The organism is Levilactobacillus hammesii DSM 16381, assembly GCF_001434395.1.
GTDB classification, from domain to species: domain Bacteria; phylum Bacillota; class Bacilli; order Lactobacillales; family Lactobacillaceae; genus Levilactobacillus; species Levilactobacillus hammesii.
This window is the reverse complement of sequence record NZ_AZFS01000064.1, coordinates 298664-325652: the sequence shown is the minus strand read 5'-3', so window position 1 is coordinate 325652 and position 26989 is coordinate 298664. Positions and strand designations below refer to the sequence as shown.

Genomic DNA, 26989 nt, shown 5'->3' with positions numbered 1-26989 from the left:
CTTGGTGTTTTTATTTTGTGTTAAAAGCAGTGGCTAACTTGATTTTAAAACTCGCCGAATTACTTTTTCAGCAAGAATACCAAGCTCATGAATTTTCTGGGGATCTTCGTGTCCGGCATCATCTTTGGCTTCATGCACGTCTCGAGTTTCACCCCGACTTTAATCATGTACGCCGCCCTCGGGTGGGTCTTGGGGTATAGCTACCTGCATTTCCGCGACATTCGTTATGACATGACGCTTCACTTCCTGAATAACGCGTTATCCTTAATCTAACTATCAAAAAGCCTGAGGCAAATGCCTCAGGCTTTTATTATGTACGGCCGCTCCCCCACGATTTCCTAGTTCTCGTGGTTAGCGTCCCGATAGTTTTCTGATCACGCCAACGAAAGCGCTTTGTCAGCACTCCCAAATCTTGTGACCAACGCTTCGCTCAACTTTGAATGCGGACTCCCTCAAGCCGCCTACGATAAGGCTACCTCAGAATCTGGTCACAGTATAGAACATTATTAGGCTAATGGAAAGCTAACTCCCACATATCTGGAAAGGTGCCGTGCAATAACGAAGACACGAAAAGAACCCCGCCCAAAATAATTGCGGAGTTCCGTGATTAACATCCTAAATTGACCAGACCTGTTTGGCAACCGTAATGACTCGCTGCAGCTTCGCCCACTCTTCTTCCTGCGTCAGGCGATTGCCCACCGTAGACGACGCAAACCCACACTGCGTGGACAATCCCAGGTTTGCCAGGGGGACGTGGGTCGCCGCCTCATTTAGCCGTGTCGTCAGCGACTCTACGGATTCCAGTTCTGGCGTCTTTGACGTGACCAGGCCTAGAATGAGCCGTTTATGGGCATCCTGGTGCCAGATCTCGGCGAGTGGTTCAAACCCGCCGGCCCGCTTGCTGTCGTATTCCAGAAATAAGCCATCATACTTCAGTTGTCCCAGGTATTTAGCGACAACATCATAGCTTCCAGAGAAGACGTAAGTCGAGTTGAAATTCCCCCGACAGATGTGGGTGGTGAGGGTCAGATCAGCCGGTAAATCCTGCAAGACGGTATTAATCAAAGCCACAGCATCCCGTGCCTGACTCTCAAAGTTGGCATGCGCTCCCGGATCGTCCTCGGTAGCATTCAACTCACTGATCAGGTAGGCCCAGTTGGTATCATCCAACTGAAGGTAACGATTACCCAACTCATAAAAATGTAGAATGGTCTCCCGATAAGCCTGTGCCAGGTCGCTGAGATAGGCATCCCAGTCGGCATAGACATCGTGCCAGTTAGCGCCAAACAGCAAGGTTGGTGACGGAATTGTCTGCTTCACGGTCACGCCGGCGGGTACCAAGGATTGCGTGTATTTAAAATCAGCGAAGAAGGGATGATCGGGATTAAACGCGACCCGATCCACCAACTGAGCGGTATGGAGCTTATTGCCGCCACCCGCAAACGAGATGGATTCCTTGAAGTGGTCACTGATCCCCGTGAGGTGCTGCCAAAAGTCCAAGTGCCACCAACTGCGGTTAAACTCGCCATCCGTAACGGCCTTCAACCCCAGCGCCACTTCATGATCCACAACCTTTTTCGTTTCCGTGCGCTGGATCTGTTTTAAAGCCGCAGCCGCAATCTCACCGCGTTGGAACTGGTCCAAGGCCTGTCTCAATGCCGGTGTCCGTAACAGACTGCCGACCACATCATAGTGATAGGGAAATTTCAATTCAGGTACTGTCATCACGCATCCCTCCTTCTCAATTACTTGACGTTTGGCACAACCGCAAAGGCCCGTACCGGAAAACCGGGTGCCTTTTCTGCCTTGGGCACCGAAATAAAAATGTAAGCACCCGTAGCTGGGACCAAATCCAAATTATCCAGCAACTCAACCTGATAATGGCCGTGGGATAACACGTAGTATTCCCCAACCAAACCATTCTCCTGCTTCACCGCCGTATCCGTATCGAACGTTTCGTGGCCGTTGGCGGTGACGTGCCGTTGCTCGTAAATAAACTTTAAGGCTTCGAGATCCCATCCCGGATAATGAGCCTGACCCTGGGCATCCAGGTTTTCAAACTTATCCTGACTCGGCCACCGTTTGCCCCAGTCGGTTCGTAACGCCACAAAGGAATCAGCCGGAATCTTACCATGTTGTTTTTCCCAATCCTTGATGTCAGCCACGCTCAGGGAGGCGTCCGCGCTCTTAGCCACCGCGGCCGAGCGATCGATGACGACTAGGGGCAGAACCAGTTGTTTTAAAGCCAAGTCCTCCACGTACTGATCCTGATGCGCATCGAAGTGAATGGGCGGATCAATGTGGGTGCCGAATTGTCCGGGGAAGGTATATTGTTTAACGAAGAAGCCATCCGCGTGAGTAAAGATGGTCTTGAATTCCGGCTTCGCAAATGACGGGAACCGCGGACTATCTGGCCCAAAGGTATGGGTCAAGTCCACCCAGTCATAGGCTTTTAACTGATCAACCACCTGTGCCACGGGTGAGGTTGCGGGTTCGCTAAGGGTCTTTTTAGAATTATCAATGTTAGTTGTCATAAAACAGTCCTCCAATAATCATTTATTTTTCTGTGGGTACCGAGTGGTCAGTTTGCTATGGGAACCGGATTTGGTGAACGGTAGGCGGTCAGCACCATCTAGCGTTGCCAAGTTCTAGTCCTTACTCGTAAAGTCCAGCTTAGGCGTGCGAACGCTGAAAAACTTGGTCTTAACGATCAGAATGATCAGGCCAATCACCAGCCAGGAAGCCCCGACCAACTTGGCGTCAATCGAGAGGTTCAAGAAGATCCACGCACTCACGCCAAAGCCAATCAACGGCGACAGACCATGTTTCAGAAAATCACCAACCGTGCTGTGTTTACCGGTAATGTAGAACTTCCAAATGACGGACAAGTTCAACACCATGAAGCCAAACAGGGCACCGAAGCTGACCAGGTTAGACACCATATCTTGTGACAGTGCCAATGACAGAACCAGTGAGACCAGTCCCACCAGAATGATCGCCACGACCGGTGTCTGGTAACGTTTGTGTAGCTTAGCCAGTGATGAGGGGAGCACCCCATCACGTCCCATGGCGTAGAGAATCCGGGAAACGGCGGTCTGCCCTTCCTGACCACTCGCAAATCCAAATGACAGGATAATGGTAATATCGGCTAATTTAACCAGCCAAGCCCCGCCCACGCGGTCCAGAATGCCTAAGAAAGCCGTGTTCGGATTGAGATTTTGATAATCTGGTGCAACGAATCCCGCCAATGCCGTAATGAAGACAAACAGTAAGCCAATGCTGACGATGGAAAGGATAATAGCGCGTCCCACGGAATGGTAAGGATTCTCCGCTTCCTCCGATAAGGTGCTCACCGCGTCGAATCCGAGGTAGCTGACAATCACGATTCCCGTTGCCTGCAAGACCCCTTGAAAGTTAAAGTGAGCGGGATTGTAGAAGGCCACCACGTTGGGATGAATGGTCCCCTGGATCAATGCGGTGATCGTCCCCACCACGAAAGCCAGTAGGACAAAGGCCTGCAGGGCAATCAAAGCCCAACTGATCTTCGTCACGATATTGACCCCTAAAATATTAATGACGGTGTTGAACAAGACTAGGGCCACAATCCACACCCACCCCGGAATGCCCGGAATCAGGGACTTACCAAACGACTGCGTGATGAGATAAGTAATCGTGGGAATCAAGAGGTAATCGAGCACAATGCCCCAGCCACTGATGAATCCCAGCCCAGCAGTCGTTCCCTGCTGGACGTAAGTATAAACGGAACCGGAGAAGGGATAACTACCGGCCATCGTCGCGTAGCTAAATCCCGTAAACAGCATGGCAATCATCCCCACCAGGTAGGCTAACGACACCATTCCATTAGCCGGGGTAAGAAACGACCCGTAAAAGGCCAACGGCGCCACGGGAATCATAAAGGTCACGCCGTAAATCACTAAATCCTTGGTAGACAAACTCACTTTTAACGCTGAACTGGTACTCTCCATAATGTCATCTTCTTATGCAAATTTTTTTGACGCTGGCTAACGCTAGCCCTGAATCAATTCTCTTTAAAAATTGCCTGCCAACCATGATGACCACTGCAGTTAGTCACCACTGTCGGCGTTGTGACTGAAAGCGGTAAATTTTTCCATCGCTGACGACAAAAAAATTCGCCCCCTAAACGTTGTTCAACACAACGATTAAGGGGCGAATTATCGCTTTACCACCCTTGGTTCGCATCAATCACTTGATGCCTCAACAGTACACTATGATACCAGGGATGGTAACGGATCCTTCCGCAGTACAAGCTTGCACTAGTACCGGTCATTTCGAAGCTCATCTTCACCACGTGTCTCTTTGCCCGTTCACACCATCGGGGGCTCTCTTAGAAAGAAATTTAATGGCTACTCTTCTTCTCGCGACATTTTCAATTTATTTTTGAAAGTCGCTGCGCAGCGACTCAATACATTAGATAATAATGAGTATCGATCTCATTGTCAAGACTAAATTCACATCATTTTCTAATTCAAATAAAAATTGCAAGCTATTTCGTGTGTAGCCCACTACTATCGCCCCGACAAGCAACTAAACTTTAGGTCCTATTGTGCAAACCTACCGCCTCACCGCTCACCTACTTTGAACTGGAGCGCGGTGGGCAGGACGACTAGGGCCTGAAGAAATGGTCTCTGACCTCGGCCGAGCGCTAATTGCTTTCACTCACGGCTACATGACCAGTTGCCTATCGCGCAGGATCAAGACAGTCATTCCGTGCTGTTCGCCGCAATAGAGTCGCTAGCAACAATCGTTAACCGAAGGCGGCCAGAGATGGAGGCAGCCGTGACGACGGTGTTAGCCGGGCAGCGGCTTACAGCGTGGGACGTGTTTGGAGACCGGTGAACTCTACCGGGCTTCAAACCGAGCCGGAGGACCGCTTCCCAGGCCGCAGGCGGTCCCCACAGCAGCCGGAATCTCTGGCAGCCGCAGGTGACGGCCAAAACTACCCTATCTATTCCGAAAATAGACTCAACAGTTCCTCTTGCCGGAGGTTCTGCTTCTCTTCATCACGGACATCCAGCTTGATCTGCCCGTCCTGCACCATGACTAGGCGGTTGCCATACTTTAGGGCATCACTCATCTTGTGGGTGATCATCATCGTGGTTAAATGGTTCTGCTCTACGATGGTCTGGGTTAAGTCCATCACCTTTTGACTGGTCTGGGGATCCAGGGCTGCCGTGTGTTCATCCAGTAGGAGTAACTCCGGTTGACTCAGGGTCGCCATTAACAGGGACAAGGCCTGCCGTTGCCCACCCGACAAGTATTTCACTTGCGTCGTCAGCCGGTTTTCCAGTCCCATGTTTAACGGCCGCAGTAATTCTTGGTAAGCCGCCGTTTGACCGTGATGGCGGTAACGCTTCAGGCTCATACTCCCGGTGTGTTGCGCCGCCAAGGTTAGGTTCTCCGCCACACTGAGTTCGCCCGCCGTGCCCATCTTGGGGTCTTGGAAGACCCGTGATAACCACCGCGACCGGTAGGCGATGGGTTTGCGGGTAATCTTGTGTCCCGCTAACGTTAATTCGCCCGCATCTGCCGGCAACGTCCCAGCAATCGTGTTCAGTAGCGTAGACTTTCCCGCCCCGTTGTTCCCAATCACGGCAACGAAATCGCCGGGTTCAATCGTGAGACTGACGTCCTTTAAGACGTGGCGCTCATTTGCTGTCCCGGGAAAGAAGACCTTCTGAAGGTGCTTGACGCTTAAGACTGCTGTTGGTTGTGGCATTCGAATCGACTCCAATCTGTTTGAGGTAACGTTTCAGTTGTTGTTTCGTTTGGTATTTGTTTCGTAAGAGTGGCAGGCAGATCACGACGACTAAGATACCTGCGGACAGGATCTTGAGGTCATCGACTGGGAAGCCTAAGCCCATAGCAATCGTCAGTAGGAAGCGGTAGATGATGGCTCCCACGACCATGGCCGTGAGACGCACCCACATTTGCCGGCCGCGCAGGAAGATTTCCCCTACCAGCACGGAGGCTAACCCAATCACGATGGTTCCAATGCCCATCCCGATATCCGCGTAACCGTTGCTCTGCGCAATCAGGGCGCCGGACAACGCGATACAGCCGTTTGACACCATGTAACCAATAATCACCATTCGGTCAGTGTAGATCCCGTTGGCAGCACTCATGGCCGAATTATTTCCCGTAGCCATCAGGGATAACCCCAGCCGCGTCTTGAACAGCCAAATCAGTGCGACCATCACGATACCCGTGATCACGGCACCCACGATGATCGTTTGTAAATCAAGGGACCAGCCAGCAGGTAAGTAGCTGGTCAAAACTTTTTGATCCAACAGGGGCACGTTGGATTTGCCCATCACGTGCATGTTGATTGAGTACAACCCCGTCATCGTGAGAATCCCAGCGAGCAGGGAGGGCATCCGAAGCTTGGTATCCAATACCCCGGTGACCCAGCCCGCAATACAACCGGCTAGGAAGCCCAGCAGACTGGCGACCAGTGCGGATTGACCGCTGACCATGGCGCTGACCGTCACGGCCGCCCCCAGTGGGAAGCTTCCCTCCGTGGTCAAATCGGGAATATCTAAAATGCGAAAGGTAATGAATACGCCGATAGCGAGTGGCGCCCACAGGAGGCCCTGACCGATACTAGTGATTAACATAACTATTCTCCCTCTTTCTTTCTACGGTTCTTGAATCTGACTCGTCTTTAAGCCAATTGCCTTGGCATTGGCCTTGTTAATGTACATGTGAAGCTTCTTGGATGTTTGAACGGCCATGCTTTGTGGCTTCTTGTTATTTTCCAAAACGTCGTAAGCCATCTTCCCGGTTTGCTTACCCAAGTCGTAGTAGTTGATACCGTAAGTAGCGGTCCCACCATCTTGTGCCATTTCAATTGAACCGGTCACAACGGGAAGCTTAGCGGTCTTGGCTTTCTGGCCAATCGTCTTCATCGCACTGGCCATCAGGTTATCCGTTGGCAGGTACAGCCCTGATATCTTGCCTTCCAAGCCGGCCAGGACACTTGAGACATCATTGGTGCTGGTAGCGCTAACGACTTTCAAACTGATGTTGTGCTTCTTAGCGTAGGCCTTGGCTAACTTCACTTGTAGGACGGAGTTTTCTTCCGAGGAGTTGTACATGATTCCCAACGGCTTATTGCCCTTGCTCATGCTAGCCAGCAACTTTAATTGCAAACCGACCGGCGTTAAATCACTGGTCCCACTGACGTTGGTTGCAGGCTTGCTGTTGGCCTTGACCAACCCAGCAGACTTGAGATCCGTCACGGCCGTTACCATGGTTGGCGTGGTCGTGGTCTTCTTTGCCAAGGCCTGAGCGGCTGGCGTCGCAATCCCTAGCAATAAATCATTCTTCTGTTGAACCAGTCGTTGGCTCATCGTGTTCAGGTTAGATTGATCACCCTGCGCATTTAAGTAGTGATATTTCACATTCACGGATTTGTTGTGGGCCTTCAGTTCATGGTTCAGGCCGGCCTTGAATCCTTGCCGTGCCTCATCCAGTGAGCCGTGTTGGACGACCTGCAAGATCCCCACGTTTAAGGTACTCTTGTTACTAGCTGAGGACTTGCTGGAGCAGCCCGCCAACGTTAACCCTAATCCCAATAGTGCAACACTCGTCAGTAATAATTTTTTCATAATCGATTCCCTCCAGGTAGGTTTGGTCAGTAACACTGACCGCTTTGTCGTTAAATTTTATAGGTGTAACTGATGCGCTGAATTCGTTTGGATTTTTGATTAAATGATTCTTTTGCCTCCTGATGACACCAGCAGGCAAGCCCACAGATTGTAACAACGTGACGGCTGTTTAACGCTTCGGTTGCCGCCCCCATGCGTCCATGACGGGCAACGACTGAAACACGTTTGCTAAATCAGGTACCCACGCTTTAGCTCACGATTTAAACAAAAAAACACCAGGTAGATTCTGAGTAGAATCTACCTGGTGTTATCGGGCCCGATAATATTTTCTCCAGATAGATTGTACCCGTACCTATCTGGTGCTTAAAGTCATGTTGAAAAACTTTAGCTATTCGATAGATACAAACGCAGTTGTGCGGCGCGTTCGTATCCAACAAGATGAATACAAACGCTATCTAAAGAAAAAGCTAAAGGCAAATTGGCTATTCAAATGAGTGAGGTTATTTTGCTTCATGAGTGAAGTTCCTTTCATTTATCAATTTACATTTACTAGTAAACCATTAAAGAATCATGGTGTCAACCCTAAATTTCTAATCTATTTCTCATTACTCGGGATCAGGCTCTGAAAATCCTGGGACCAAGCCATCCCCATTGCCCCATCGCCCACATGGACGCCAAAGCTGGGGCCAATCAGAGCCACGTCAAACTTCACCGTAGGAAAACGTTCCTGCGCCGCCGCCAACCAGCGTTGCGTGGCCTCAGGCTGGTCCGCATTTAAAATCGTTGCCTTCACGGGCACGGTCGCCGCAAGGTCATCGGCGAGATCATCTAAGAAATCTCCCCGCGCCCCACGCCACCGCAAGGTACTTCCGGCGTAACGCATTTTCCCGGACGGCTCAAATGACAAGATGGGCTTGCCGGCGTGCAGGGGCGTGCTCCCTGGCCCATGACTCGGGTTAACTTCCCCCGTCTTCAGTAAGGGCTTGATCGAGTCCACCACAAAAATGCTGTGAATGGTCTGGCGCAATGCAGTCATCTGTTCAAAGACGCCCTGCACCGTTGCTCCCCGATTAACCAGCTCCGCCGCCAAGCGCACCTGATCGCCCATTACCGTCAAGATTCCCCGTGAATCCCACGGCCACACGTGAATGGCGTCAATGCTCTCCGCAAAGGCTGCCAGTGTGTTCACGAACCCCGAGATTCCCAGTGAGGGACCCACAACAATGACATCGGTATACCCTTGCTTGACCAGGTCATCACAGGCGGCTTGAATCGTCTTCATGGAGAGTTGCGGCGCCGTGGGCACAACTTTCTTCGTCTTGGCCAGGCGCATCAACCGGTAATAATCCGCCGTGGATAGGTCTTGATATTCATGATATTGGCGGTTGCCGAACATGATGGGGGCCGGTAACAGCGTGATGTGCCGCTGCTCGGCCTCAACAAAGTCAATGCCCGCTGAAGTATCCGTCATAACTGCAATTTTCGTCATTTGGCAACCTCCCTGAGGTTTGTTTCATCTATTATTTTAGTTGTAATCTGCTTTTAAGTCGGTCGGAACATGGCAGCCTTGCTCAAATCTGCCGCCTTACCGTTCGCTCAATTTGAACTGGAACGCGGTGGGCAGGACGGTCGGAGCCTGAAGGAGCGGTCTCCGCCCTCGCTTTGAGCCGAAAAAATCATCATCTCAAAGTCGCCATTTTCCAAACAGACTGTTTGGAAAATCCCACGGCTGAGCTCAAATTGGACTCACTCACGGCTACGCAAGAGGTTGTCAATCACCTAGGATGCAGAATTTCAGTGATGGTCACATCAATACGGTGGCTCACAACCAGTCTAACCGGAGGCGGTCAGAGATGGAGGCAGCCGTGACAACGGTGTTAGCCGAGGTTTTCGGCTTACAGCGTGGGACGCGTTTGGAGACTGCCGGTTTTTGACAGGCTTCAAACCGAGCCGGAGGACCGCTTCTCAGGCCGCAGGCGGTCCCCACAGCAGCCGGAATCTCTGACAGCCGCAGGTGAGCGCCAACGACCTCACCAACAATCGACCAACGGAAACCCAATTTTTCCGAACGGTTAAACTCCAGTATACCAAAAAAGTGAAAAATATGGTTGACGGTTTTTCAGCAATGCCGTACACTAAATTTATTCGAAAAACGGAAGGAAGGAAAGTTATATGCAAATGTCTCGTATTCAACTTAATGGACGTTGGCAAAGCCGGTAATCAAGTCGTCATCACTGTAGATGCGACTTGAGCTCCCAGAGCGATTCTCGCATCTGCGCCGGCTAACTTTCTGATGCAATGGCCCGCACGGATGTCTTCTATCCGGTATTGCGGGCCTTTTTCATGGGCACCCAGCCGGACTGGGTGCCCATTTTTTTCTACATACCGACCGGCTCTCGAATTTTGCCACCCCCTACGCAAATCCCTTTGACGCCTATCCCGTCTCTGGCAGTATAGACAGTGGCTAACGTCCCATTTTTCAATGAAGTTATCATATTTATTGTCACCCGCATTTATTTTAGAGAATTGAGGTTGATTGCACCATGAAACGACTATATGGACTCATCGCTATCCTCGTGATTTTTCTAGGCTTCGCTTTCGTCAGTGAAAGTCACAAGGAAGCCGCACAAACCAAAGAAGTGCCGACCGTGGGAATTTTACAACTGCTCTCCCACCCGGCACTGGATGCCATTCACAAGGGGATCATCCACGGTCTTGCCGAGGAAGGTTACCACGTGAATAAGAACATCAAGATTGATTTTCAAAACGCCGAGAACGACCAGAGTAATCTGAAGACCATGAGCGCGCGCTTCGTCAACGAAGATGCCAACGCCATGATCGGGATTGCCACGCCAGCTGCCCAGGCCTTGGCTAACGCCAGTTCATCCACGCCCATTGTCCTCGGGGCCATCACCGATCCCAAGGGGGCTCACCTGGTCAAGAGTAACACGCACCCCGGCAACAACGTCACCGGGGTCTCCGACCAAGCACCACTGGCTTCACAGCTCAAATTGATTCAAAAGATCATGCCTAATATGAAGACTTTGGGCATTATCTACACGTCATCCGACGACTCGGCCACCGCACAGTACCACCAATTTGCGGCGCTCTGCAAGAAGGAACACGTGCGACTCAAAGCCTACTCCATCGCCAACACCAACGACCTCAACCAGGTCAGCCAGGAAATGGTCAGCCAGGTCGATGCCGTTTACGTGCCAACCGATAACACCGTTGCCAGTGCCATGCAAACGCTGGTCGCCACCGCAACGGCCAAAAAGGTGCCCGTCTTCCCAGCCGTGGATACCATGGTTAAGGCCGGTGGACTGGCCACGTTGAGTATTAATCAGTACCAATTGGGGGTTACCACCGGGAAGATGACTGCGGCCATCCTTAAGGGGAAGAAACCCGCCGACACGCCAATTCACTTTGTTCGCAAGGGTGAAATGACGATTAATCTAAAAACGGCCAAGCAGTTGGGGATCACCTTACCCGACTCGGTCATTAAAGAAGCCAAACAACACGGGGAGGTATACCGCTAATGAGTTTATTCGTATCTGCAATTGGACAAGGTCTCCTCTGGGCCGTCCTGGGTGTGGGGTTGTTCCTCACCTTTAGAATTCTAGATTTTGCCGACATGACCGTTGAAGGCACCTTTCCACTAGGTGCGGCCACGGCTGTCGCGGCCATCAGTAACGGGATGAATCCCTTACTGGCCACCTTACTGGCCTTTGCCATCGGCGCCATCGCCGGCCTGATTACCGGGCTGCTCTACACCAAGGGGCACATTCCCATATTGCTAGCTGGGATCTTGGTCATGACCGCATGCTACTCCGTTAACCTGCGGATCATGGGTCGGGCCAACGTCTCTCTGCTGGGTAAATCCACGCTATTCAAGAATCACTTTCTGGCTTCCCTGCCCCAATACTTCGACAGTGTCTTTCTCGGCACGCTCGTTATGGTTGTGATTACGGGAATCGTGATTTACTTCCTGCAAACACAACTGGGGCAAGGCTTCATCGCCACCGGTGATAACCAAACCATGGCCCGTTCACTCGGAATCAACACCGACAACATGAAAATTATGGGCCTGATGGTTTCCAACGGCTTGATTGCCTTTGGTGGCGCCTTGGTTGCCCAAAACAACGGCTATGCCGACGTGAACATGGGGATCGGGATCATCGTGATTGCCCTGGCCTCCATCATCATTGGTGAAGTGGCCTTCGGGGACCTGACGTTGAATCAACGGCTGGTCGCGGTGACCCTCGGGAGTATTCTCTACCGGTTCGTCCTGCTGATCGTCCTCAAACTCGGTTTCAGCGCCAACGACCTGAACCTGTTGTCCTCCATCATCTTAGCGCTCTGCATGATGCTGCCGGTCTTCAAGAAGTCGTTGAACTTCAAGCATATTTTGAAACGGGGGTTGGATACCAATGACTAAACCATTACTCGAATTGAAAAATGTCGTGCTCAAAGTTAATCGCAATACGCCCGAAGAAATCATGATTCTCGATCACCTCAACCTGACCATCAACGCCGGGGATTTCATCACCGTGTTGGGGTCCAACGGGGCTGGTAAATCCACCCTCTTCAACGCTATCGGGGGCGACCTCAGCATTGATAGCGGGCAAATCTTGCTAAACGGCAAGGATATCTCCCATGAATCCGTGGAAAAACGGACGCGCTTCCTCGCCCGGGTCTTCCAAGATCCCAAGTTGGGCACGGCCCCACGGATGAACGTAGCGGAAAATCTCCTGCTGGCTGAGCGGCGGGGACAACGGCGGACACTCGCGCCGCGGCACCTGAACAAGCAACTTGATCGCTATAAAGAAATCACCGCCACCATGCATAACGGCCTGGACGAGCGATTAACGACGGCTACCGGGAACCTCTCCGGTGGGCAACGCCAGGCCTTGAGCTTCCTCATGGCCACCCTCAAGCGTCCAGAGATTCTCTTATTGGATGAACACACCGCCGCCCTTGATCCTCAAACCAGTCAGGACCTCATGCACTTGACCAACGAGCGGGTTCAAGAGGAACAGCTGACTTGCCTGATGATCACCCATCACCTGGAAGACGCCCTGACCTACGGAAACCGCCTGATTGTCCTGCATCACGGTAAGGTCACCTTTGACGTGGCTGGCGCCGAAAAGAAGGCCCTGACGACCGAGAAACTCTACAGTTTCTTCGCTGAGATTGAGTAGGAGGACACCCATGGAACTCGTGATTTCAAATGCCCCTTTTAACCGGGCCGCGGCCCTTTCCCTGCGCCAAGCCATCTTCGTGACCGAACGGGGCATTCCTCGCGATGTCGAGTTTGACGATCGTGATACGGCCGACCGGGTCTACGTCAACCTGTATCAAGACGCCACTTACCCAGTTGCAACGTTAAGACTCGAACCCCAATCCTCACAGGAAATGCGGTTCGGTCGCGTCTGCACCCGCCAAGACCTTCGGGGTCAGGGACTCGGGCGTCGCCTGCTGTCCGCCGCTGAAACTTGGTCCCGCGATCATGGGTACACGACGGGGGTTATCCACGGTGAAGTCAGTGCTCAGGGGTTCTATGAGCACTGCGGTTACAGCATTGCTGACGGGCCATTTGATGAAGACGGTGCACCAGTGGTAGTGTTGCATAAGGTTCTCTAATCCTTGACACTCTGGGTTACCGCCAACAAGGTTTAGACCGGTTAAGTCAGATATGCAATTCACCTGCGGCTGCCAGAGATTCCGGCTGCTGTGGGGACCGCCTGCGGCCTGAGGAACGGTCCTCCGGCTCGGTTTGAAGCCCGGCAAAGATCGCCGGTCTCCAAACGCGTCCCACGCTGTAAGCCGAAAATCGGCTAACACCGTTGTCACGGCTGCCTCCATCTCTGGCCTCCTCCGGTTATGACAGATTTTAGCTATTTTGTTTCTCGGATCATCGCTGGAATGTCGTAGTTGAGCTGCAATGACTGACAACCTCAGGTATAGCCGTGAGTGAGTCAAATTTGGACTCAGCCGTGGGATTTTCCAAGTGGTCCTCTTGGAAAATGGCGACTTTGAAACGTGGACTGTCGGTTCAAAGCGAGGTTCGAGACCGCTCTGTGGCTCGGACCGTCCTGCCCACCGCGTTCCAGTCCAAATTTGGCGAACGGTAAGGCGGCATCTTTCGCTAACGCTGCCGAGATTCAGCGTCTGTGACTCCGGAATGTTGCTACTAATTTCGAATCAAAAAAGCGTTCAGTGAAGCCTGATAAGGCCGTCACTGAACGCTTTTCATTTACTCATTTTTTCAATAGTCGTCGCTGTTTCAACCACAGGTAGCCCCAGACAAAGGGCCCGGCCAGGATCAGGAACAGCCGCAGAACCAGGCTGATCCCCCACCGTTCGACCCCGTTCTCCTTGCCACTGGTATCCCCGATGCGGGCAAACCCAAAGTGTCCCGTATTGCCGTAGTTAGAACCAATCCGCAGAGACTCCTGTTCCGCATTTTCTCGTGGTTGACTGAGCTTCTTGCCCATGTCGCCCGATTGGTCCATATGCTGTCGGGACTGACCATACAGCAGTGGGAAGAAAATCACATAGCTCAGGACCAGGTAGAGGTTCCACCAGGAGAACGCTAAGGTCCACGCCCCCGTTTGCGTATTTAGGTTGTGAATGAAAAAAATAAAGGCGAAGGGAAACAGCCCCCGCAGGTATGTTTTGACCATCTGATAACGTCTCCTCCACGATCATTTCAAGATCGGCTAAATTGCGGATACTGGCATGAACCTCACACCACTCAAGTATGGCGTCACTGTTTCTCCTCTGATCGCTTACTTTTAAGATACTGCTTACCTGGTGAATTAACAACACAATTGACCCATTCGCCGGATTTTAATTTAGTCGTTAAAAAATGAGCTGACTACTGCCAGCCCATCCATAATATCGTTTTAATCCTGCTCGTAAGTCTTAATCAAACCCTGTGTCCCGTCGTTGCCCAGGCCAAAGTCATCGACCATGGCCTCATAGAGGAGCTTAGCCTGCTTGGTTGCCGGCAAGTCCAGGTGCATGCGATCGGCCTCCTGCAGGGCAATCCGTAAATCCTTGAGGAAGTGCTTGGCAAAGAATCCCGGCGTGTAGTCGCCCTTCAGGATTCGTGGCACGTAGTTATCCATGCTCCAGTTGTCGGCACCACCACTACTTAGCGTGGTCAAAACCTGCGGCAAGTCTAAGTCCGCCGCCTTGGCGTAGACCAGCATCTCCGTTAGCCCCGTCATGGTCCCGGCAATCATGATTTGATTGGCCATTTTGGTGTGTTGCCCTTTGCCGGCCGTACCAAAGTAATTAACGCGTTGGCCAATCTGTTGAAAGACGGGCAACACGCGATCATAAGCGGCCCGGTCACCACCAACCATGACGGTTAGCGTGGCATTCTGAGCGCCGACATCCCCACCGGAGACCGGCGCATCCAGTGCCTGCACGTCATGGTCGTGGGCCAACGCCGTCAATTTAACGGCCAGCGCCGGTGTACTCGTGGTCATGTCTACCACAATGCTGCCTGCCTGAATGCCCGCAAAGATGCCATTTTCGCCGGTATACACGGCTTCCACATCGCTGGGATACCCGACCATGGTCATCACTAACGGTGCCTGTTGCGCCACGACTTGCGGAGTATCTGCCCAAGTTGCCCCTGCATCTAGCACCTTCTGAGCATGCGCCTTGGTCCGGTTGTAGACGACCACGGACTGGCCCGCCTTCAACAAGTTCAGAACAATCCCGGTTCCCATGACACCCGTGCCAATAAATCCAATCTGCATAAGCGTTACCTCCCGATCCATTTGTCCTCTATGGTACCACGTCCGTTCAAGAACGGGGTGCGTTTGGCCACGCCGCTCGTAGATATCGCGCAAACGCTTAATTAATTCACGCTTAAACTAACTATCGGCGGATTTTGAAAAATAAGTGAGACTGAATTCACGCAAATTTCGTTAGTAATAAGTGAACGGTCCTGTTCAACCTGCCATTTTTCCTCGGACTAGAATGCTCGTAAGCGATGACCAAAAACGAGGCTGACCTTTGGCCACCCTCGTTCGTTTAATTATTTAATGAATAGGCTCAAATCTGAGCACCTATAAGGACCTGTTGGCCAGCCAATAAACATAGTTGATACCAGGTTGCCTTACTCGGCAGGCTTTTCCGATCGTCCCTGTTTTTTCTGCGGTTGCCGGCGTTTACGAATCACGTGGATCACCAGCGTGACGATAATCGCGCCAATCACGATAATCCCAAACAACGTTGCCGGGATTTCAATATCAATCGCCGGAATCGACACGAACAGCTTCACGGCAATCAAACCGATCAGAATGTAGGCCATGGGCTCCAATTCCGGAATCCGCCGCATGAGTTTCATAATCACTTCGGCAACACCCCGCATGGCCAGAATCCCAATCAATCCCCCAATCAAGACGATGACTGGGTTGTTGGAAATCGCCAGCGAAGCCAAGACGGAATCCACGGAGAAGATGATATCCATCATTTCAATCTGCAAGACCACGGACCAAAACAACGGTAAGAACCGTTTCTTTTTATCTTTAACTAACTTACGCGTATGTTTAACTCGCGTTTTGGTAAAGTACTGAAACACCAGAAAGACCAGGTAGAGGGCCCCGATGACTTTGATTTCCCAGAAATTGATGAGGTAGGTTCCCAGTCCAATGATGATGAACCGGAAGATGTACGCTCCCCAAATACCGTAAAATAGGGATTCTTCTTGTTGTTTCCGAGTTGGCAGCGACTGCGTCTGTGCGGCGAGAACCACGGCATTATCCACGGACAACAGGCACTCAATCAGCACCAGTGAAAAGATAATCAGCCAGTCATTACCCGAGGTAATCACGGTTTCCCAATTGTGAAGATCAAAGAAAGGCCCATAGAGTTGGCCTAGAAAATGTAACAACGGTGTCTTCAGCTCCTTAATTTAGCAATGATCAATCTATTTTTATCTGAATAAGTTTACCACACTCCCCCTTAACTTGCGACTGATTCATCTAATGTGCCCCGCAACTAATTAGCGGATGCGTTGTGGCCACTTAATCCGTTCACCAAATAAATGATTGAAAATGTAACTAAGCCGCGTTAATATGAAACTGGCTTTTGAGAAACTGGAACCGACTTTAAGGGAATGGATGATGATTTTGAAGAAACTTGTGACAATTTTGGGGGTAACTCTCGCTTGTGCGTTTGCTGGCAGCTTCACCACGGTCTCTGCCGATGCTAGCAGTTACTTGGGCATCACGAGCACCAAGAACACCAGCTACAACGCACGTTTTGTGAATCAAAGTCGTCGTAACGACGGTATTTACTATTACGCACCCTACTACACCCAGCGGTCGGCGAAGACCCGTGACGCTAGCGGTAAGAATTGGCAACACCGCTTCGTCAAGGTTAGCCAGGTCGCCACGCTGTCAAATGGGGCACAGTTTGCCAAGTTCTCTTGGTACGGCAAGACCATTGGTTGGGTTGATGTCAAAGCCTTAGAGACCTTCAGCCGGAGTCAAAATGCGAAGGTGCTCCTGAACAATGCGCATTTTCAAGGACGCGCCATGTTATTTAACAACTACACGTCCGGCGCCAGCTACGTCAACGTCGGTTACGCCGATGCGGCAACTAAAACACGAAACTCAGCCAATACGATTTACCCCATTGCCTCCTTACAGAAGGTCATGACTGGGGCAATCATCGAACAATTAGCTGGCCAAGGAAAGTTGTCACTGAACAATAAACTCAGTCGTTACTATCCGGGGGTCAAGAACAGCAGTAAGATTACGCTACGGCAGTTGTTGAACCAACGCTCCGGAATTGATATGTCCGAATCGACGCCTAACACCCTGCTCTCAACGCAATCCGCTGAAATCAACTACACGCTCAATCAGCTCAAGGTTGGCAATAGTGGGAGCTTTAACTACACCAATGCTAACTACACGCTCCTGGCCGGGATCGCGTCTAAGGTCACGGGTCAAACCTACGATCAGTTGGTGCAAAAGCGGATTATCGCCCCGCTCAAACTCAAGCACACGTTTGTCTGGGACAATCTGCCTAAGAGCGGATCCATTGCGAACGGCTATAGCTACGTCAACGGCAAGAGTAACAATCCTAACAATGCGTCACAGAAGTTAGTTTCCTCACTCTTAGGTGCCGGCAACTACTACTCGACACCTTCGGACTACTATGCGATCCAACGAGGCTTACGTAATGGTAAGATTCTCACGACCAATCAGTATTACGATCTGGCCAATGATTACAAGTTAAGTTATGGTGGCGGCTTGTACCACTATAGTGGCAGTATCAAGCGGGTCAGAGGAACGCTCAGTGGTGCGGGCTACGAAACCGTGCTCTACGGATCAGAGGGCAACAAATCTGGGGTCATCCTCTTCGCTAACCAGGCGCCCACTAAGGCGATGGACAGTTTAGCCAAGACACTCTACGACCTCGCGCGTTACTATAACGAAAACTAACGATGCATGGGTAGGCTCACCTTACCGCCAACGTCGCGTCATTCACTAGCGTTAGGCAAACACGCAGACAGTTACAAAAAAAACGAGGCAGCACCAGCTCAATTGCCGGTGTTGCCTCGTTTGCGTTTAGGTGTCATATTGATTTAAATTATAGGTGGCGATTAAATTGGTGAGCTTCTTAGCATAACTGGGATCGGTGGCGTAACCGTTGCTCTGGAGGAGCTTGGCCGCCGTCTTGTAATCCGTCACCGTTTGCTTGAAGTAACTGCGTTTGAGCAACGCATCGTGATCAAGGATGGCCGCCGTCAGGTTCGGGTAATCCCGAAAATTAGCGTGAACCGAAATTTTCTTATTGTTGACATATTCATTCGTCAGGAAAGATTTCGACTGGCCATTGTAGCTGCCCTTCACCCCAAACGGATTGTTGGCCTGCAAGAAAAGTTGGGAAGTCCCCCAACTCGACTCCAAGATCGCCTGCGCAATCACGATACTCGGGAGGACCTGCCCGTTTTGTTGGTAGACCCGCACCGCTGGCTTAGCCATTTTCGTAATAAATTTCTTTTGTGCGGCCGTCTCGTTGTCCGTAGAGCTGTTGGCTGTTTGTGTCACGCGTTGGGACTGAATCTCCGTCTTGATTTTACCGCGAACTAACAGCCCGCCACCCAATACTAACAGGACCATGACAAAGATCCAGGTGGCAGTCGCAGGATTATGGGTCGCTTTTCTTTGCATTCTTCGACGTTTTGGCACCCGGATTCCTCCAATCTCGGTTATAATGTTCTCAATTATAACGAGTTTTTCTTTAGATAGAATTAATTATCAAAAGCCTCAACAAAACTTAAACTTTTATCAGAAAGGAGATTGCCATGCTGCTCAGTGCCAGTGCAGTTCTGATTTGTCTAGTCATTTTACTAACCATCTGGGACCCCCACGGTCTATTCAGTGCGGTGGTCACCATTCTTAGCGGGGGCCTGATTACCCTATTTGCCACACTATCACAGCGACCGTGGGCGCCCTATCTCGCCACGGTTGGCCGGGGGATCATCGGCTTCATCGCACTGTGGGGGTTGTTCACGCTCTTTCTCATCATCGGCGCCCCCAGCCTGGTCGTCCGGAAGCGTGAGCGGCTGACCTGGGGACTGGTGGGCGGTATCTGGATCTGGGTCTTTCTCGGCGTCGCCTGGATCTACGCCGTGGGTCACGGTCACTTCAATGACACCATTTGGCCCTGGTTAACCTTCATCCCCGCATTCAGCCTCTACCTAGGTCTCCTGTTCGGTGCCAGTGCCATCGGTTACCTGCGGGTCATCTGCCAGCGGGCCCGCCACGCGGACACCCTCGTGGTGCTGGGCGCCGGCCTGTTAAACGGCGATCAGATTGGGCGCGTCCTCGGTGCCCGCCTGGACACGGCACTGGCCTTTGCCCGGCGTCAGAATCATCCCGTCACGCTGCTGGTTACGGGCGGCCAAGGCGCCGATGAGACGCTGAGCGAGGCCGCCGCCATGGCCGCCTACCTTAAACAACGGGGCTACCCGGCGGATCAGATTATTCAGGAAACAGCCGCCACCAACACCCGAACCAACTTGATTAACAGTCAAAAAATCTGGTGGCGATTGCCCCATCAAGGGGGTCGCGTGGTGGTGATCACCAACGGCTATCATCTTTTCCGCACGCGACTCCTGGCCCACCATCTGGGTATTCACGCTGGTGGCTATCCAGCGCCAACCCGACCGGGGTACATTTTAGTCGGTTGGGCGCGTGAATTTCTCGCCATTATCATGCTGCATCCCCGGCTACACCGTGGGGTCTTGATTGGGCTGGTCGCCACCAACTTATTGTGGCTCCTGGTTCAAGGCTGACTGACTCTTCAGCACGCCCGTTCATCACTCAAAAAAGCTGGCATTTTCAGAAATCTCAAAGTTCTGAAAATGCCAGTTTTATTCTCTGCCCTTAATTTAAGGGCGTCACCCTGAGCTGGTTAGCCACCTGGTAAAATTTAGGCGTCGTCCACGCCAGCATTTCCGGCGTCAGCTTGAGTTGCACTATATCCAGCCGGTTGTAGGGCTGAAAATAGTAGGTCAAGGACTCACTGCAGGTCGCCGCACGGTAAACAGAATACGTGGGACGATACTGGTGACTCTTAGGTACCGCGACGCTATCCAGGAGATGCCACGCACTGACGATGCCCGCTTGCTCATCAGCGGGAAGATCGGCCCGTTCCTTGTAGTAAGCGGCCCGCACGAACCGCCCACCAGGTGTGTATGAGCCACTGGGAACCGGTTTGCCGGAGAAACGCCCCGTGGTCACCCGAGGCGCGTTTAGCGGGACCGTCTCCATTTCAAAGTCATCGGTGTAGTTGACGTACTGCCCCAACCGCGCTAGCTGTAAGTCAAAGTCCTTGCTGTTGGTCACAACCCCCAGTGGGTTCTCCCGTACGCGCATGGGAAAATGGGTCGGCTCAATCACCACGGTTCGGCCCGTCCGATCGACCACCGCAAAATGCAACTCAGAATCACCAATATCGTTGACCGCATAAGCCCCGCTCATCAGCTGAATCTCGTCGATGTGGGCCTCGATATCGGCCACGGAAGCGAAGTTTGCCAACAGATAAAATGAAAATTCATAGGGTGCAAGGTGTACCTGCCCGGGCGTCGGTCGCGTTACCAAGTGAGAGCCGTTGGCAAACGTCAACTTCTGAACGCTCAACCCCATCTCGTTCACGCCATCGGAAACGTCGATTTCGTTGTGATGCGCGCCACCTCCGCCAATCATGGCATATCGGTTGGTGTGCCACTGATTATCAAAGACACTCTGCCAGCGATAATGCCGTGGCACAAACAACGGCTGAACGTAGAGGGCATGCCAATCCATAGTACGGGCCAGGATGTGACTGCCATCCTTAGCGATCTGTAAAATACTGGTACACATGCAAATCCCCTCTTTCCTTTAGCGTCGGTTTCACGGTTTACCCTGAGCTGACTGCATGGATTACATGGTCACAATCCATTCATACATACAAGATTAATCTAGTTAATTAAGTTTACGGGAAAACTATCGAAACCGCAATTAAATCGGCTTGGCCGCGTCATCCAGGAAGGCCTGGAAGCGACGATCAATCTCCCGTTGGCGATCCATCACAGCTTTACCCGGTTCAGCCACGTTAGCCGTAATCTGTAAGTAAGCAAACATAACCTGGCTCTCATCAAGATGATACTGGGCAGCTAGACGAGTCGCCAGGGCGAAACGTTCCCCCGTCAACATCGCTGCAAAGGGGCTTTGATAACTTTGGTGGTGCTTCGTCATTTTCTCACGTTCTTTCTTTTAGTTAGTATGCGGTCTCCTACTTTACCCGCTTTAAACCTAGAGTCAACGAAAGAGTTCCTTAAACTTTCTTAAATAAAGCTGAAATCGGCCCGAATGCCGCCTAATATGGTAAAATTAAACGTGAACTGCACCCTGCTTGCACGGCGGGAAATTGATTAGATAGAGAGGACTCAGACTACATATGCAAGAACGGATAAGAAAGCTTCACCACAACCGAATTTTTGCACTCGTATTCTGGTTAATCGTGGTCTTCGCGGCCATCGTCACCTTGCCAAATGTTAAGACGATCATTCAATATGATGGTCAACCACAATTGGCGAATACGAGTCAACCCGTTAAGGCGACCCAACTCAAAAACAATTGGGGACGTAATCTCAACGGAACCTACACCGTCAATGCGGTTTTCAACAACCCTGACGGTGCCCTCACCAATAAGCAACTCGCTTCGGTTAACAAGACCGTCTCCGAATTGCAAAAGCGTGCTAACTACTACGGTGTGCAAAAGATCACGACCATGACCAACACACCAACCAGCAAGCCCCAGCTGCTTTCCAAGGATAAATCCACGGAAATTGTGCAACTGGAGGTTAGCCACAATCAAGGCACTGTGCGCCAGATGACCTCACAGTTAAAGTCTCAGATTTCAACCGTGGGCTTAAACACGTACGTGACCAGCCCTGAAATCATCAGTGATGCGGCCAATGAGCACATCTCTTCTTTCACCTTGATGGTGATTCTGATGACGATGCTGGTGGCCCTGATTGCCATGGGAATTCTCTTTGCGTCGATTATTGCACCAATCATTACTTTCTTAGCTATTTTAATTAGTTATATTACGACGCTCTCCCTGGCCACTAACCTGGCTTATCACTGGAACTTTGCCTACTCCGAATACACCCCGATCTTCCTGTTACTGGGGATCAGCCTCTTCACTCTGTTGACGAGTTTCTGGTTCTTCCGCGAGCTCCGTAATCTTACCGATGACGGTCTCGACAGCCAGGCAGCGACGTCTAAAGTCGTTAGCGATCTGGGTTATCGTATCCTAATTAGTACGTTGAGTTTGACGATTGCCTTCGGGAGTCTCATGCTCTTCGACTTCTCCACCATTCGGGCATTTGGCCTCCTCGGGATTGGTTTTGCCATCACCGGGATTGCCAGTGTCACGCTCGTTCCTGTCTTTACGGGGATGCTGGGGACCAGCCTCTTCTGGCCAAAGAAGACGCGGCCACGTCTTAAGGATCACAAATTGTGGTTCCACCTGACGAAGTTCGGTCTCTGGCAACCTTGGATTGCCATCGCTGTAGTCTTATACCTGATTGTGCCCGTAGTTATGGCCGATCGGACGCACCTCAACTATGACAACGCCACAGACATTCCAAATAATCAAGCCGTGCAGGGTGCTCGGGTTTTAAGCGCGCACTTTGGTCAAGGGAAAGCAACGCCAATTACGCTGTACATCTCGACCAACCAACGCCTCGACAATCAAAATCAACTCTACCAACTGGATAACCTGACCAAGAAGCTCCGGGCACAACCCGGCGTTGCTGCCGTCACTTCCGTTACCCAGCCCGGTGGTCAACCCATTACACAGTACTACGTGTCTAATCAACTGAGCTCCCTGAATGAAAACATCACGGGGATTGTTGGTCAATTAGGAACGGTTCGAAACGATCTGCAATCCGACAGTACCAACCTGAAGCAAAGCACCCTTAAGGCAGAAGTCAAACGGCTGAATAAGCTGACCAACCAGACCAACGCCTTGATGAGTGATAGCAGTACGCTTCAGACGTCACTACAAGCGGCTTTGAGTCGTTCAACGGCTGCTGGTACTACCAGCACGTCCAAGCGGATCACCAAGTACATTAATCAATTAAATGCCGTCAATTCGGAATTGAATACCGCCGTCAATGATCTGACGACCCTTTCCACTTCCGTTGGCACGGTCAGCTCCGATGCCACGACCGCTCATTCGAACTTGAGTAACTACGCTGAATCCATCAAGGCCGTTAGCGACAGTTTGAAGACCTCTAAGAAACAAGTGGCCAGCATGCAGACGTCCATGAATAAGATTTACCTGTACCTCAGCGGGTTACAGAGTTCCGAAGCTGCTAAGTCACTCTACCTGTCACCAACGCAGATTGCCAGCGGTGATTTCCAACAATCACTGACAAACTACACGGATGCCAAGGTCAAGACGACCTACTTAACGGTTACCTTGAAGCAAGCACCAAATGCTAAGACGACGACACAAACGTTGACGCAACTGAAGCAAGTTGCCAAGAGTCAACTTCGGGGAACCGTCCTCAGCGACGCCACGTTAACCTTCAGTGGTCAACCGGTAGTTGCTAGCACGATTCAAACGCAATACCAACACGACTTACCACGTGTCTTAATCTTAGTCTTTGGGATCACGTTGTTACTGTTAGTGCTGTTCAGTCGTTCCCTATTGCAAGCCGGCTACTGGTTCTTAACCTTCCTAGCCTCCGCTGCCGCAGGTTACCAGTTAACGTTACTCATCATGGGTTGGTTGACCGGTAACACGGAATTCAACTGGCAAGTGCCACTGCTGGCCTTCATTCCACTGACGGTCCTCGCCGTGGTTGAATTGACCCAGTTGGCGCTGAGCTACCGTCTCAACGATGGCTCCCTACTCGACTGGCTCCTGCCAGGGATCAATGAAGTGGGTCAGACCATGCGTCACTCCCTGTTTATTATCATTGCAGGGGTTCTTGGCTTGTTAGCGGCTGAATCACAGACGTTAACGGCTGTGACGCTGATCACGATCCTCACCGCCATCATCTTTAACCTCGTGTTACCACTGATGGCTTCTTCCTTCGGTAAGCTCTCCGTCGTTCTGCCGGCACAAAAGCCGATGCAGTTCCATCGACGCAAGCGGGCCAACCGCAAGTCCAAGACCAAGGTCGCCAAGACGACACGGTCTGCTAAGGATACCGACAAAAAATAAATTTTGACTCAAAAAGCCTTCGCGTAATTGCGAAGGCTTTTTCTGTGTCTAACTGAAAGATTGAAAATGAGATAACGACCTCGTCCCAGCTTTTGGTGTGCGTTAGTACGTTAAAATGAGCTAAATTGGGCGAATAGAAACAGCTTTGATATCCTTTATAAACTAAACAGCTTATTAAATTGACAAAGTGGTAGAATTAAAAAGTGAAGATTATTATTATTTTAAGTGAGGGGCTTATTATGATGTCAAAGCATAAGCAGCACAGACTCTTATCAAAATTAATTCTTTTCTCAACCTTGCTGGGGATTGGTTTTTCTATGGGAATTGCACAAACTGATTTAAGCGTGAATGCCACAACGCGCGATGAATTAGAGAACCCGACTAATATGTCCAAATCTACAATCCCCACCAACGACCAAACAGAAGGTGAATTTGAAGACCAAATCAAACAACCTGTAGATCTCAATGAACCGATTAACGTTATCTTCAAAGACAAGGTTTTACAAAATTCAGTCGCCAAATCATTAAATGTTGATATTACTCAAAAATTAACTGATTCCGACGATTTCACTCACGACAAAGTCCGACTATTCATCTACCCAGTTGATAACCAAGCGGACAATCCCTATTTAATTAATGATTGGACGGGAATGGCCGCCTTAAAAAATAGATTAATGTCCATCACACTCAACGATCAAGGAGACAATTTTAATTCTAAAGTCCTGAAATTAACTGATCCTAAGGCTGGCTTTCTTTCTGACAAAGCTAATGATGTTGATACCACTGGCCTGTATCTTAACTTTGATGGTGATGGTATTACCCAAGACACTTTTGAAGCACTCATGACTGACTTAACGAATGTTTCGGTCGATAAATTAAATTTAGACTCTAATTACATTCATGATTTCAAGACTCTGGATGCACTTAAATTCAGTGGTGACTCTGACGACAGTGACGTTCCATTTCATAACTTGTTTTTGGCAAGTAATCAATTTGGTGCCGCTGAAGGTCAACCCACTCATAAATTAATTGTTTCTAAGGACGGCACATTGAACTTAACCTATTTGGACATGGAAGGGCTAGATAACATGCCTTCAACCCCCCTATCCCCTAAAGGTACAAGTTATAACAATATGTTCGACACAATTAATAGTCGCAGCGTTTACCACCTAACTTCAGGGGAAAATACATTTGAAGATGCTCTCACTACACCTGTTGATAACGCGGGGCTTACTCTCGAAGCTATTGCTAATGGCACTCCAACGAACGTGACTACGCCTCAATTAACTGACTATCTGAATGATTATCTATCCAATACACGTAATATTGAGGAGCATTTGTGGGACAGGATAGGAATATTTGATTCCAGCGGAAAAATAACACGCGGAGAACATGCGCAAGCATCAGTTGACATGATCTATGGAATGCTCCCCATGTTGAATAAAAATGCAGGCACCCATGTTACTCCCGATGACATTACAGCAAAGGCCAATTCGGATGGTGTTACTGTCAGCAACATTCCTCAAAAAGCCAGCTCAATTACAATGCGGACTGATTATAATGCCGCAGGGAGCGGCGGCCTTACTACTCACTACGGCAACACCATCGACATCCCCATCTCTCACGAATCAGAGGGCAGTTCTTCCAACGGGGCTAACGGTGGTCACACCGATCCTGCTACGTCGTCGACCCCCTCTTCGGAAGCCAATCACGTTTCGTCGACCGATTACCAGAAGCCGACAGCCCCGGCTGTTAAAAAAGGCCAGGCCGTGTATGCCATCCAGAAGGTGAAGCTGCATAAAACCGCCACTTTCAGTCGGCACTCCACTAAGTACATGTACGCCAAGCAATCCCGTACCAAGCGGCCGCAGTTTGTCGTTATCGGGTATGCCCATTCAAAATCCGGGCTATTGCGTTATCGGGTGCGAGACGTCAACCATCACAGCAAGTCTGATGGCAAGATTGGTTACTTAACGGGCAATACCAAGTTTGTGGTCAACACGTATTACCAGGTGAATCCCAAGAAGATTCAGGTCATCAATCCCAAGGGAATCAACGCCTATCACAACATTAAGCTGAATGGAAAAGTGGTCAAACATTACCGCCGAGGAACCGCGTTAAAGATCAAGCGGATCAAATCACATCACCTGACCACTCGGTTGCAGTTAAGCAATGGGACTTGGATAACGGCCAACAAGACTTTAATTATTAAAAAATAAGTGTCCTAACACCGAGCCCAGTATCTTAAATTCCAGCAATTAAAAAGCCTGCGCATAATTGCGAAGGCTTTTTCTGTGTCTAATCAAAAGTTTTAACCCCTTAGAGAAGAAGTCGGCCATGAACACACTGCAAAAGATACCGTCTTGCCGTTCACCAAGTAGCGTATTCCCCATAACTTGGCGCCATTGTCTTCTCAGTAATGTCCCAGACAATGTCACAGTTAACCACCAGTGTAGCCGGAGACGGCCAGAGAAGGAGGCAACCGTGACAACGGTGTTAGCCGCTGGTCTTCGGCTTACAGCGTGGGACGTGTTTGAAGTCCGGCGACCTTTGCCGGGCTTCAAACCGAGCCAGAGGAC

At 50.7% G+C, this 26989-nt stretch carries 22 protein-coding genes; 9 read left to right on the top strand and 13 right to left on the bottom strand.

Going from position 1 to position 26989, the window contains the following annotated elements; translation table 11 throughout:
• The first annotated feature begins 87 nt into the window (after window positions 1-87).
• Complete coding sequence (locus FD28_RS11930) at window positions 88-273, top strand: CPBP family intramembrane glutamic endopeptidase (RefSeq protein WP_057735265.1); 186 nt, start codon at window positions 88-90, stop codon at window positions 271-273.
• 342 nt (window positions 274-615) lie between these two features.
• Here the strand turns inward: FD28_RS11930 and FD28_RS11925 are convergent, their stop codons facing one another.
• The 7 genes from FD28_RS11925 to FD28_RS11895 form a co-directional block, all read right to left on the bottom strand.
• Window positions 616-1725 (bottom strand): 5-methyltetrahydropteroyltriglutamate--homocysteine S-methyltransferase, encoded by a 1110-nt coding sequence (locus tag FD28_RS11925; RefSeq protein ID WP_057735264.1) that lies wholly within the window; start codon window positions 1723-1725, stop codon window positions 616-618.
• Between the two features lie 20 nt (window positions 1726-1745).
• A complete protein-coding gene (locus tag FD28_RS11920) occupies window positions 1746-2534 on the bottom strand; it encodes a cyclase family protein (RefSeq protein ID WP_057735263.1) in 789 nt (262 codons plus the stop codon).
• 114 nt (window positions 2535-2648) lie between these two features.
• Complete coding sequence (locus FD28_RS11915; RefSeq protein ID WP_057735262.1) at window positions 2649-3986, bottom strand: APC family permease; 1338 nt, start codon at window positions 3984-3986, stop codon at window positions 2649-2651.
• A 1001-nt stretch (window positions 3987-4987) separates the two neighbouring features.
• Window positions 4988-5758, bottom strand: a complete 771-nt coding sequence (locus FD28_RS11910) for an ABC transporter ATP-binding protein (protein ID WP_057735261.1) — start codon at window positions 5756-5758, stop codon at window positions 4988-4990.
• Window positions 5688-6656, bottom strand: coding sequence for an ABC transporter permease (locus FD28_RS11905; protein ID WP_057735260.1), 969 nt, complete (start codon window positions 6654-6656; stop codon window positions 5688-5690). Before FD28_RS11905 ends, FD28_RS11910 begins: the two co-directional genes overlap by 71 nt.
• Before the next feature lie 21 nt (window positions 6657-6677).
• The gene (locus FD28_RS11900; protein WP_057735259.1) at window positions 6678-7649 is read right to left on the bottom strand and encodes an ABC transporter substrate-binding protein; all 972 of its coding nucleotides are present in this window, start codon (window positions 7647-7649) and stop codon (window positions 6678-6680) included.
• Window positions 7650-8244: 595 nt separating this feature from the next.
• Window positions 8245-9138 (bottom strand): DegV family protein, encoded by an 894-nt coding sequence (locus FD28_RS11895; protein WP_057735258.1) that lies wholly within the window; start codon window positions 9136-9138, stop codon window positions 8245-8247.
• A gap of 1054 nt (window positions 9139-10192) precedes the next feature.
• Between FD28_RS11895 and trpX the strand changes: the two genes are divergently transcribed.
• Genes trpX through FD28_RS11870 form a run of 4 tightly spaced genes read left to right on the top strand, consistent with a single transcriptional unit; the run spans window position 10193 to window position 13292 of the window.
• Complete coding sequence (trpX, locus tag FD28_RS11885) at window positions 10193-11188, top strand: tryptophan ABC transporter substrate-binding protein (RefSeq protein WP_057735256.1); 996 nt, start codon at window positions 10193-10195, stop codon at window positions 11186-11188.
• The gene (locus FD28_RS11880; protein WP_057735255.1) at window positions 11188-12087 is read left to right on the top strand and encodes an ABC transporter permease; all 900 of its coding nucleotides are present in this window, start codon (window positions 11188-11190) and stop codon (window positions 12085-12087) included. The genes trpX and FD28_RS11880 overlap by 1 nt, the downstream gene beginning before the upstream one ends.
• Window positions 12080-12850: an ABC transporter ATP-binding protein gene (locus tag FD28_RS11875; RefSeq protein ID WP_057735254.1), complete on the top strand. Its 771-nt coding sequence runs from the start codon at window positions 12080-12082 to the stop codon at window positions 12848-12850. Before FD28_RS11880 ends, FD28_RS11875 begins: the two co-directional genes overlap by 8 nt.
• A gap of 10 nt (window positions 12851-12860) precedes the next feature.
• On the top strand, window positions 12861-13292 hold the full coding sequence (locus tag FD28_RS11870) for a GNAT family N-acetyltransferase (protein ID WP_057735253.1): 432 nt from the start codon (window positions 12861-12863) through the stop codon (window positions 13290-13292).
• Window positions 13293-13909: 617 nt separating this feature from the next.
• Here FD28_RS11870 and FD28_RS11865 read toward each other — a convergent pair.
• The 3 genes from FD28_RS11865 to FD28_RS11855 all read right to left on the bottom strand — a co-directional run bounded on the left by FD28_RS11865 (window position 13910) and on the right by FD28_RS11855 (window position 16563).
• Window positions 13910-14335, bottom strand: a complete 426-nt coding sequence (locus FD28_RS11865; protein WP_057735252.1) for a hypothetical protein — start codon at window positions 14333-14335, stop codon at window positions 13910-13912.
• A 222-nt stretch (window positions 14336-14557) separates the two neighbouring features.
• Window positions 14558-15424, bottom strand: coding sequence for an NAD(P)-dependent oxidoreductase (locus tag FD28_RS11860; protein ID WP_057735251.1), 867 nt, complete (start codon window positions 15422-15424; stop codon window positions 14558-14560).
• 362 nt (window positions 15425-15786) lie between these two features.
• Window positions 15787-16563 (bottom strand): TerC family protein, encoded by a 777-nt coding sequence (locus FD28_RS11855; protein ID WP_057735250.1) that lies wholly within the window; start codon window positions 16561-16563, stop codon window positions 15787-15789.
• 238 nt (window positions 16564-16801) lie between these two features.
• Between FD28_RS11855 and FD28_RS11850 the strand changes: the two genes are divergently transcribed.
• Window positions 16802-18121, top strand: coding sequence for a serine hydrolase domain-containing protein (locus FD28_RS11850; protein WP_057735279.1), 1320 nt, complete (start codon window positions 16802-16804; stop codon window positions 18119-18121).
• A 126-nt stretch (window positions 18122-18247) separates the two neighbouring features.
• Here FD28_RS11850 and FD28_RS11845 read toward each other — a convergent pair whose 3' ends face one another.
• Entirely contained in the window at window positions 18248-18871 is a 624-nt protein-coding gene (locus FD28_RS11845) for a glycoside hydrolase family 73 protein (RefSeq protein WP_057735249.1), read from the bottom strand.
• A gap of 116 nt (window positions 18872-18987) precedes the next feature.
• Here FD28_RS11845 and FD28_RS11840 point away from each other — a divergent pair, with 116 nt between their 5' ends.
• Window positions 18988-19980, top strand: coding sequence for a YdcF family protein (locus FD28_RS11840; RefSeq protein WP_057735248.1), 993 nt, complete (start codon window positions 18988-18990; stop codon window positions 19978-19980).
• Window positions 19981-20071: 91 nt separating this feature from the next.
• Here FD28_RS11840 and FD28_RS11835 read toward each other — a convergent pair whose 3' ends face one another.
• Together FD28_RS11835 and FD28_RS11830 are read right to left on the bottom strand one after the other, a co-directional pair.
• Entirely contained in the window at window positions 20072-21049 is a 978-nt protein-coding gene (locus FD28_RS11835) for a linear amide C-N hydrolase (RefSeq protein WP_057735247.1), read from the bottom strand.
• A 138-nt stretch (window positions 21050-21187) separates the two neighbouring features.
• Window positions 21188-21424 carry a hypothetical protein gene (locus tag FD28_RS11830; protein WP_057735246.1) on the bottom strand — a complete coding sequence of 79 codons (237 nt, stop codon included), beginning with the start codon at window positions 21422-21424 and terminating at the stop codon, window positions 21188-21190.
• Between the two features lie 202 nt (window positions 21425-21626).
• On the opposite strand from FD28_RS11830, the gene FD28_RS11825 reads away from it, so the two are divergent.
• Together FD28_RS11825 and FD28_RS11820 are read left to right on the top strand one after the other, a co-directional pair.
• Entirely contained in the window at window positions 21627-24410 is a 2784-nt protein-coding gene (locus tag FD28_RS11825) for an MMPL family transporter (RefSeq protein ID WP_057735245.1), read from the top strand.
• A gap of 203 nt (window positions 24411-24613) precedes the next feature.
• Window positions 24614-26629, top strand: coding sequence for a DUF5776 domain-containing protein (locus FD28_RS11820; RefSeq protein WP_157059897.1), 2016 nt, complete (start codon window positions 24614-24616; stop codon window positions 26627-26629).
• Window positions 26630-26989: the final 360 nt, after the last annotated feature.

Coding starts and splice junctions, on each gene's coding strand:
- FD28_RS11930 (WP_057735265.1), top strand. CDS start 88: ATGAATTTTCTGGGGATCTTCGTGTCCGGCATCATCTTTGGCTTCATG.
- FD28_RS11925 (WP_057735264.1), bottom strand. CDS start 1,725: ATGACAGTACCTGAATTGAAATTTCCCTATCACTATGATGTGGTCGGC.
- FD28_RS11920 (WP_057735263.1), bottom strand. CDS start 2,534: ATGACAACTAACATTGATAATTCTAAAAAGACCCTTAGCGAACCCGCA.
- FD28_RS11915 (WP_057735262.1), bottom strand. CDS start 3,986: ATGGAGAGTACCAGTTCAGCGTTAAAAGTGAGTTTGTCTACCAAGGAT.
- FD28_RS11910 (WP_057735261.1), bottom strand. CDS start 5,758: ATGCCACAACCAACAGCAGTCTTAAGCGTCAAGCACCTTCAGAAGGTC.
- FD28_RS11905 (WP_057735260.1), bottom strand. CDS start 6,656: ATGTTAATCACTAGTATCGGTCAGGGCCTCCTGTGGGCGCCACTCGCT.
- FD28_RS11900 (WP_057735259.1), bottom strand. CDS start 7,649: ATGAAAAAATTATTACTGACGAGTGTTGCACTATTGGGATTAGGGTTA.
- FD28_RS11895 (WP_057735258.1), bottom strand. CDS start 9,138: ATGACGAAAATTGCAGTTATGACGGATACTTCAGCGGGCATTGACTTT.
- trpX (WP_057735256.1), top strand. CDS start 10,193: ATGAAACGACTATATGGACTCATCGCTATCCTCGTGATTTTTCTAGGC.
- FD28_RS11880 (WP_057735255.1), top strand. CDS start 11,188: ATGAGTTTATTCGTATCTGCAATTGGACAAGGTCTCCTCTGGGCCGTC.
- FD28_RS11875 (WP_057735254.1), top strand. CDS start 12,080: ATGACTAAACCATTACTCGAATTGAAAAATGTCGTGCTCAAAGTTAAT.
- FD28_RS11870 (WP_057735253.1), top strand. CDS start 12,861: ATGGAACTCGTGATTTCAAATGCCCCTTTTAACCGGGCCGCGGCCCTT.
- FD28_RS11865 (WP_057735252.1), bottom strand. CDS start 14,335: ATGGTCAAAACATACCTGCGGGGGCTGTTTCCCTTCGCCTTTATTTTT.
- FD28_RS11860 (WP_057735251.1), bottom strand. CDS start 15,424: ATGCAGATTGGATTTATTGGCACGGGTGTCATGGGAACCGGGATTGTT.
- FD28_RS11840 (WP_057735248.1), top strand. CDS start 18,988: ATGCTGCTCAGTGCCAGTGCAGTTCTGATTTGTCTAGTCATTTTACTA.
- FD28_RS11835 (WP_057735247.1), bottom strand. CDS start 21,049: ATGTGTACCAGTATTTTACAGATCGCTAAGGATGGCAGTCACATCCTG.
- FD28_RS11830 (WP_057735246.1), bottom strand. CDS start 21,424: ATGACGAAGCACCACCAAAGTTATCAAAGCCCCTTTGCAGCGATGTTG.
- FD28_RS11825 (WP_057735245.1), top strand. CDS start 21,627: ATGCAAGAACGGATAAGAAAGCTTCACCACAACCGAATTTTTGCACTC.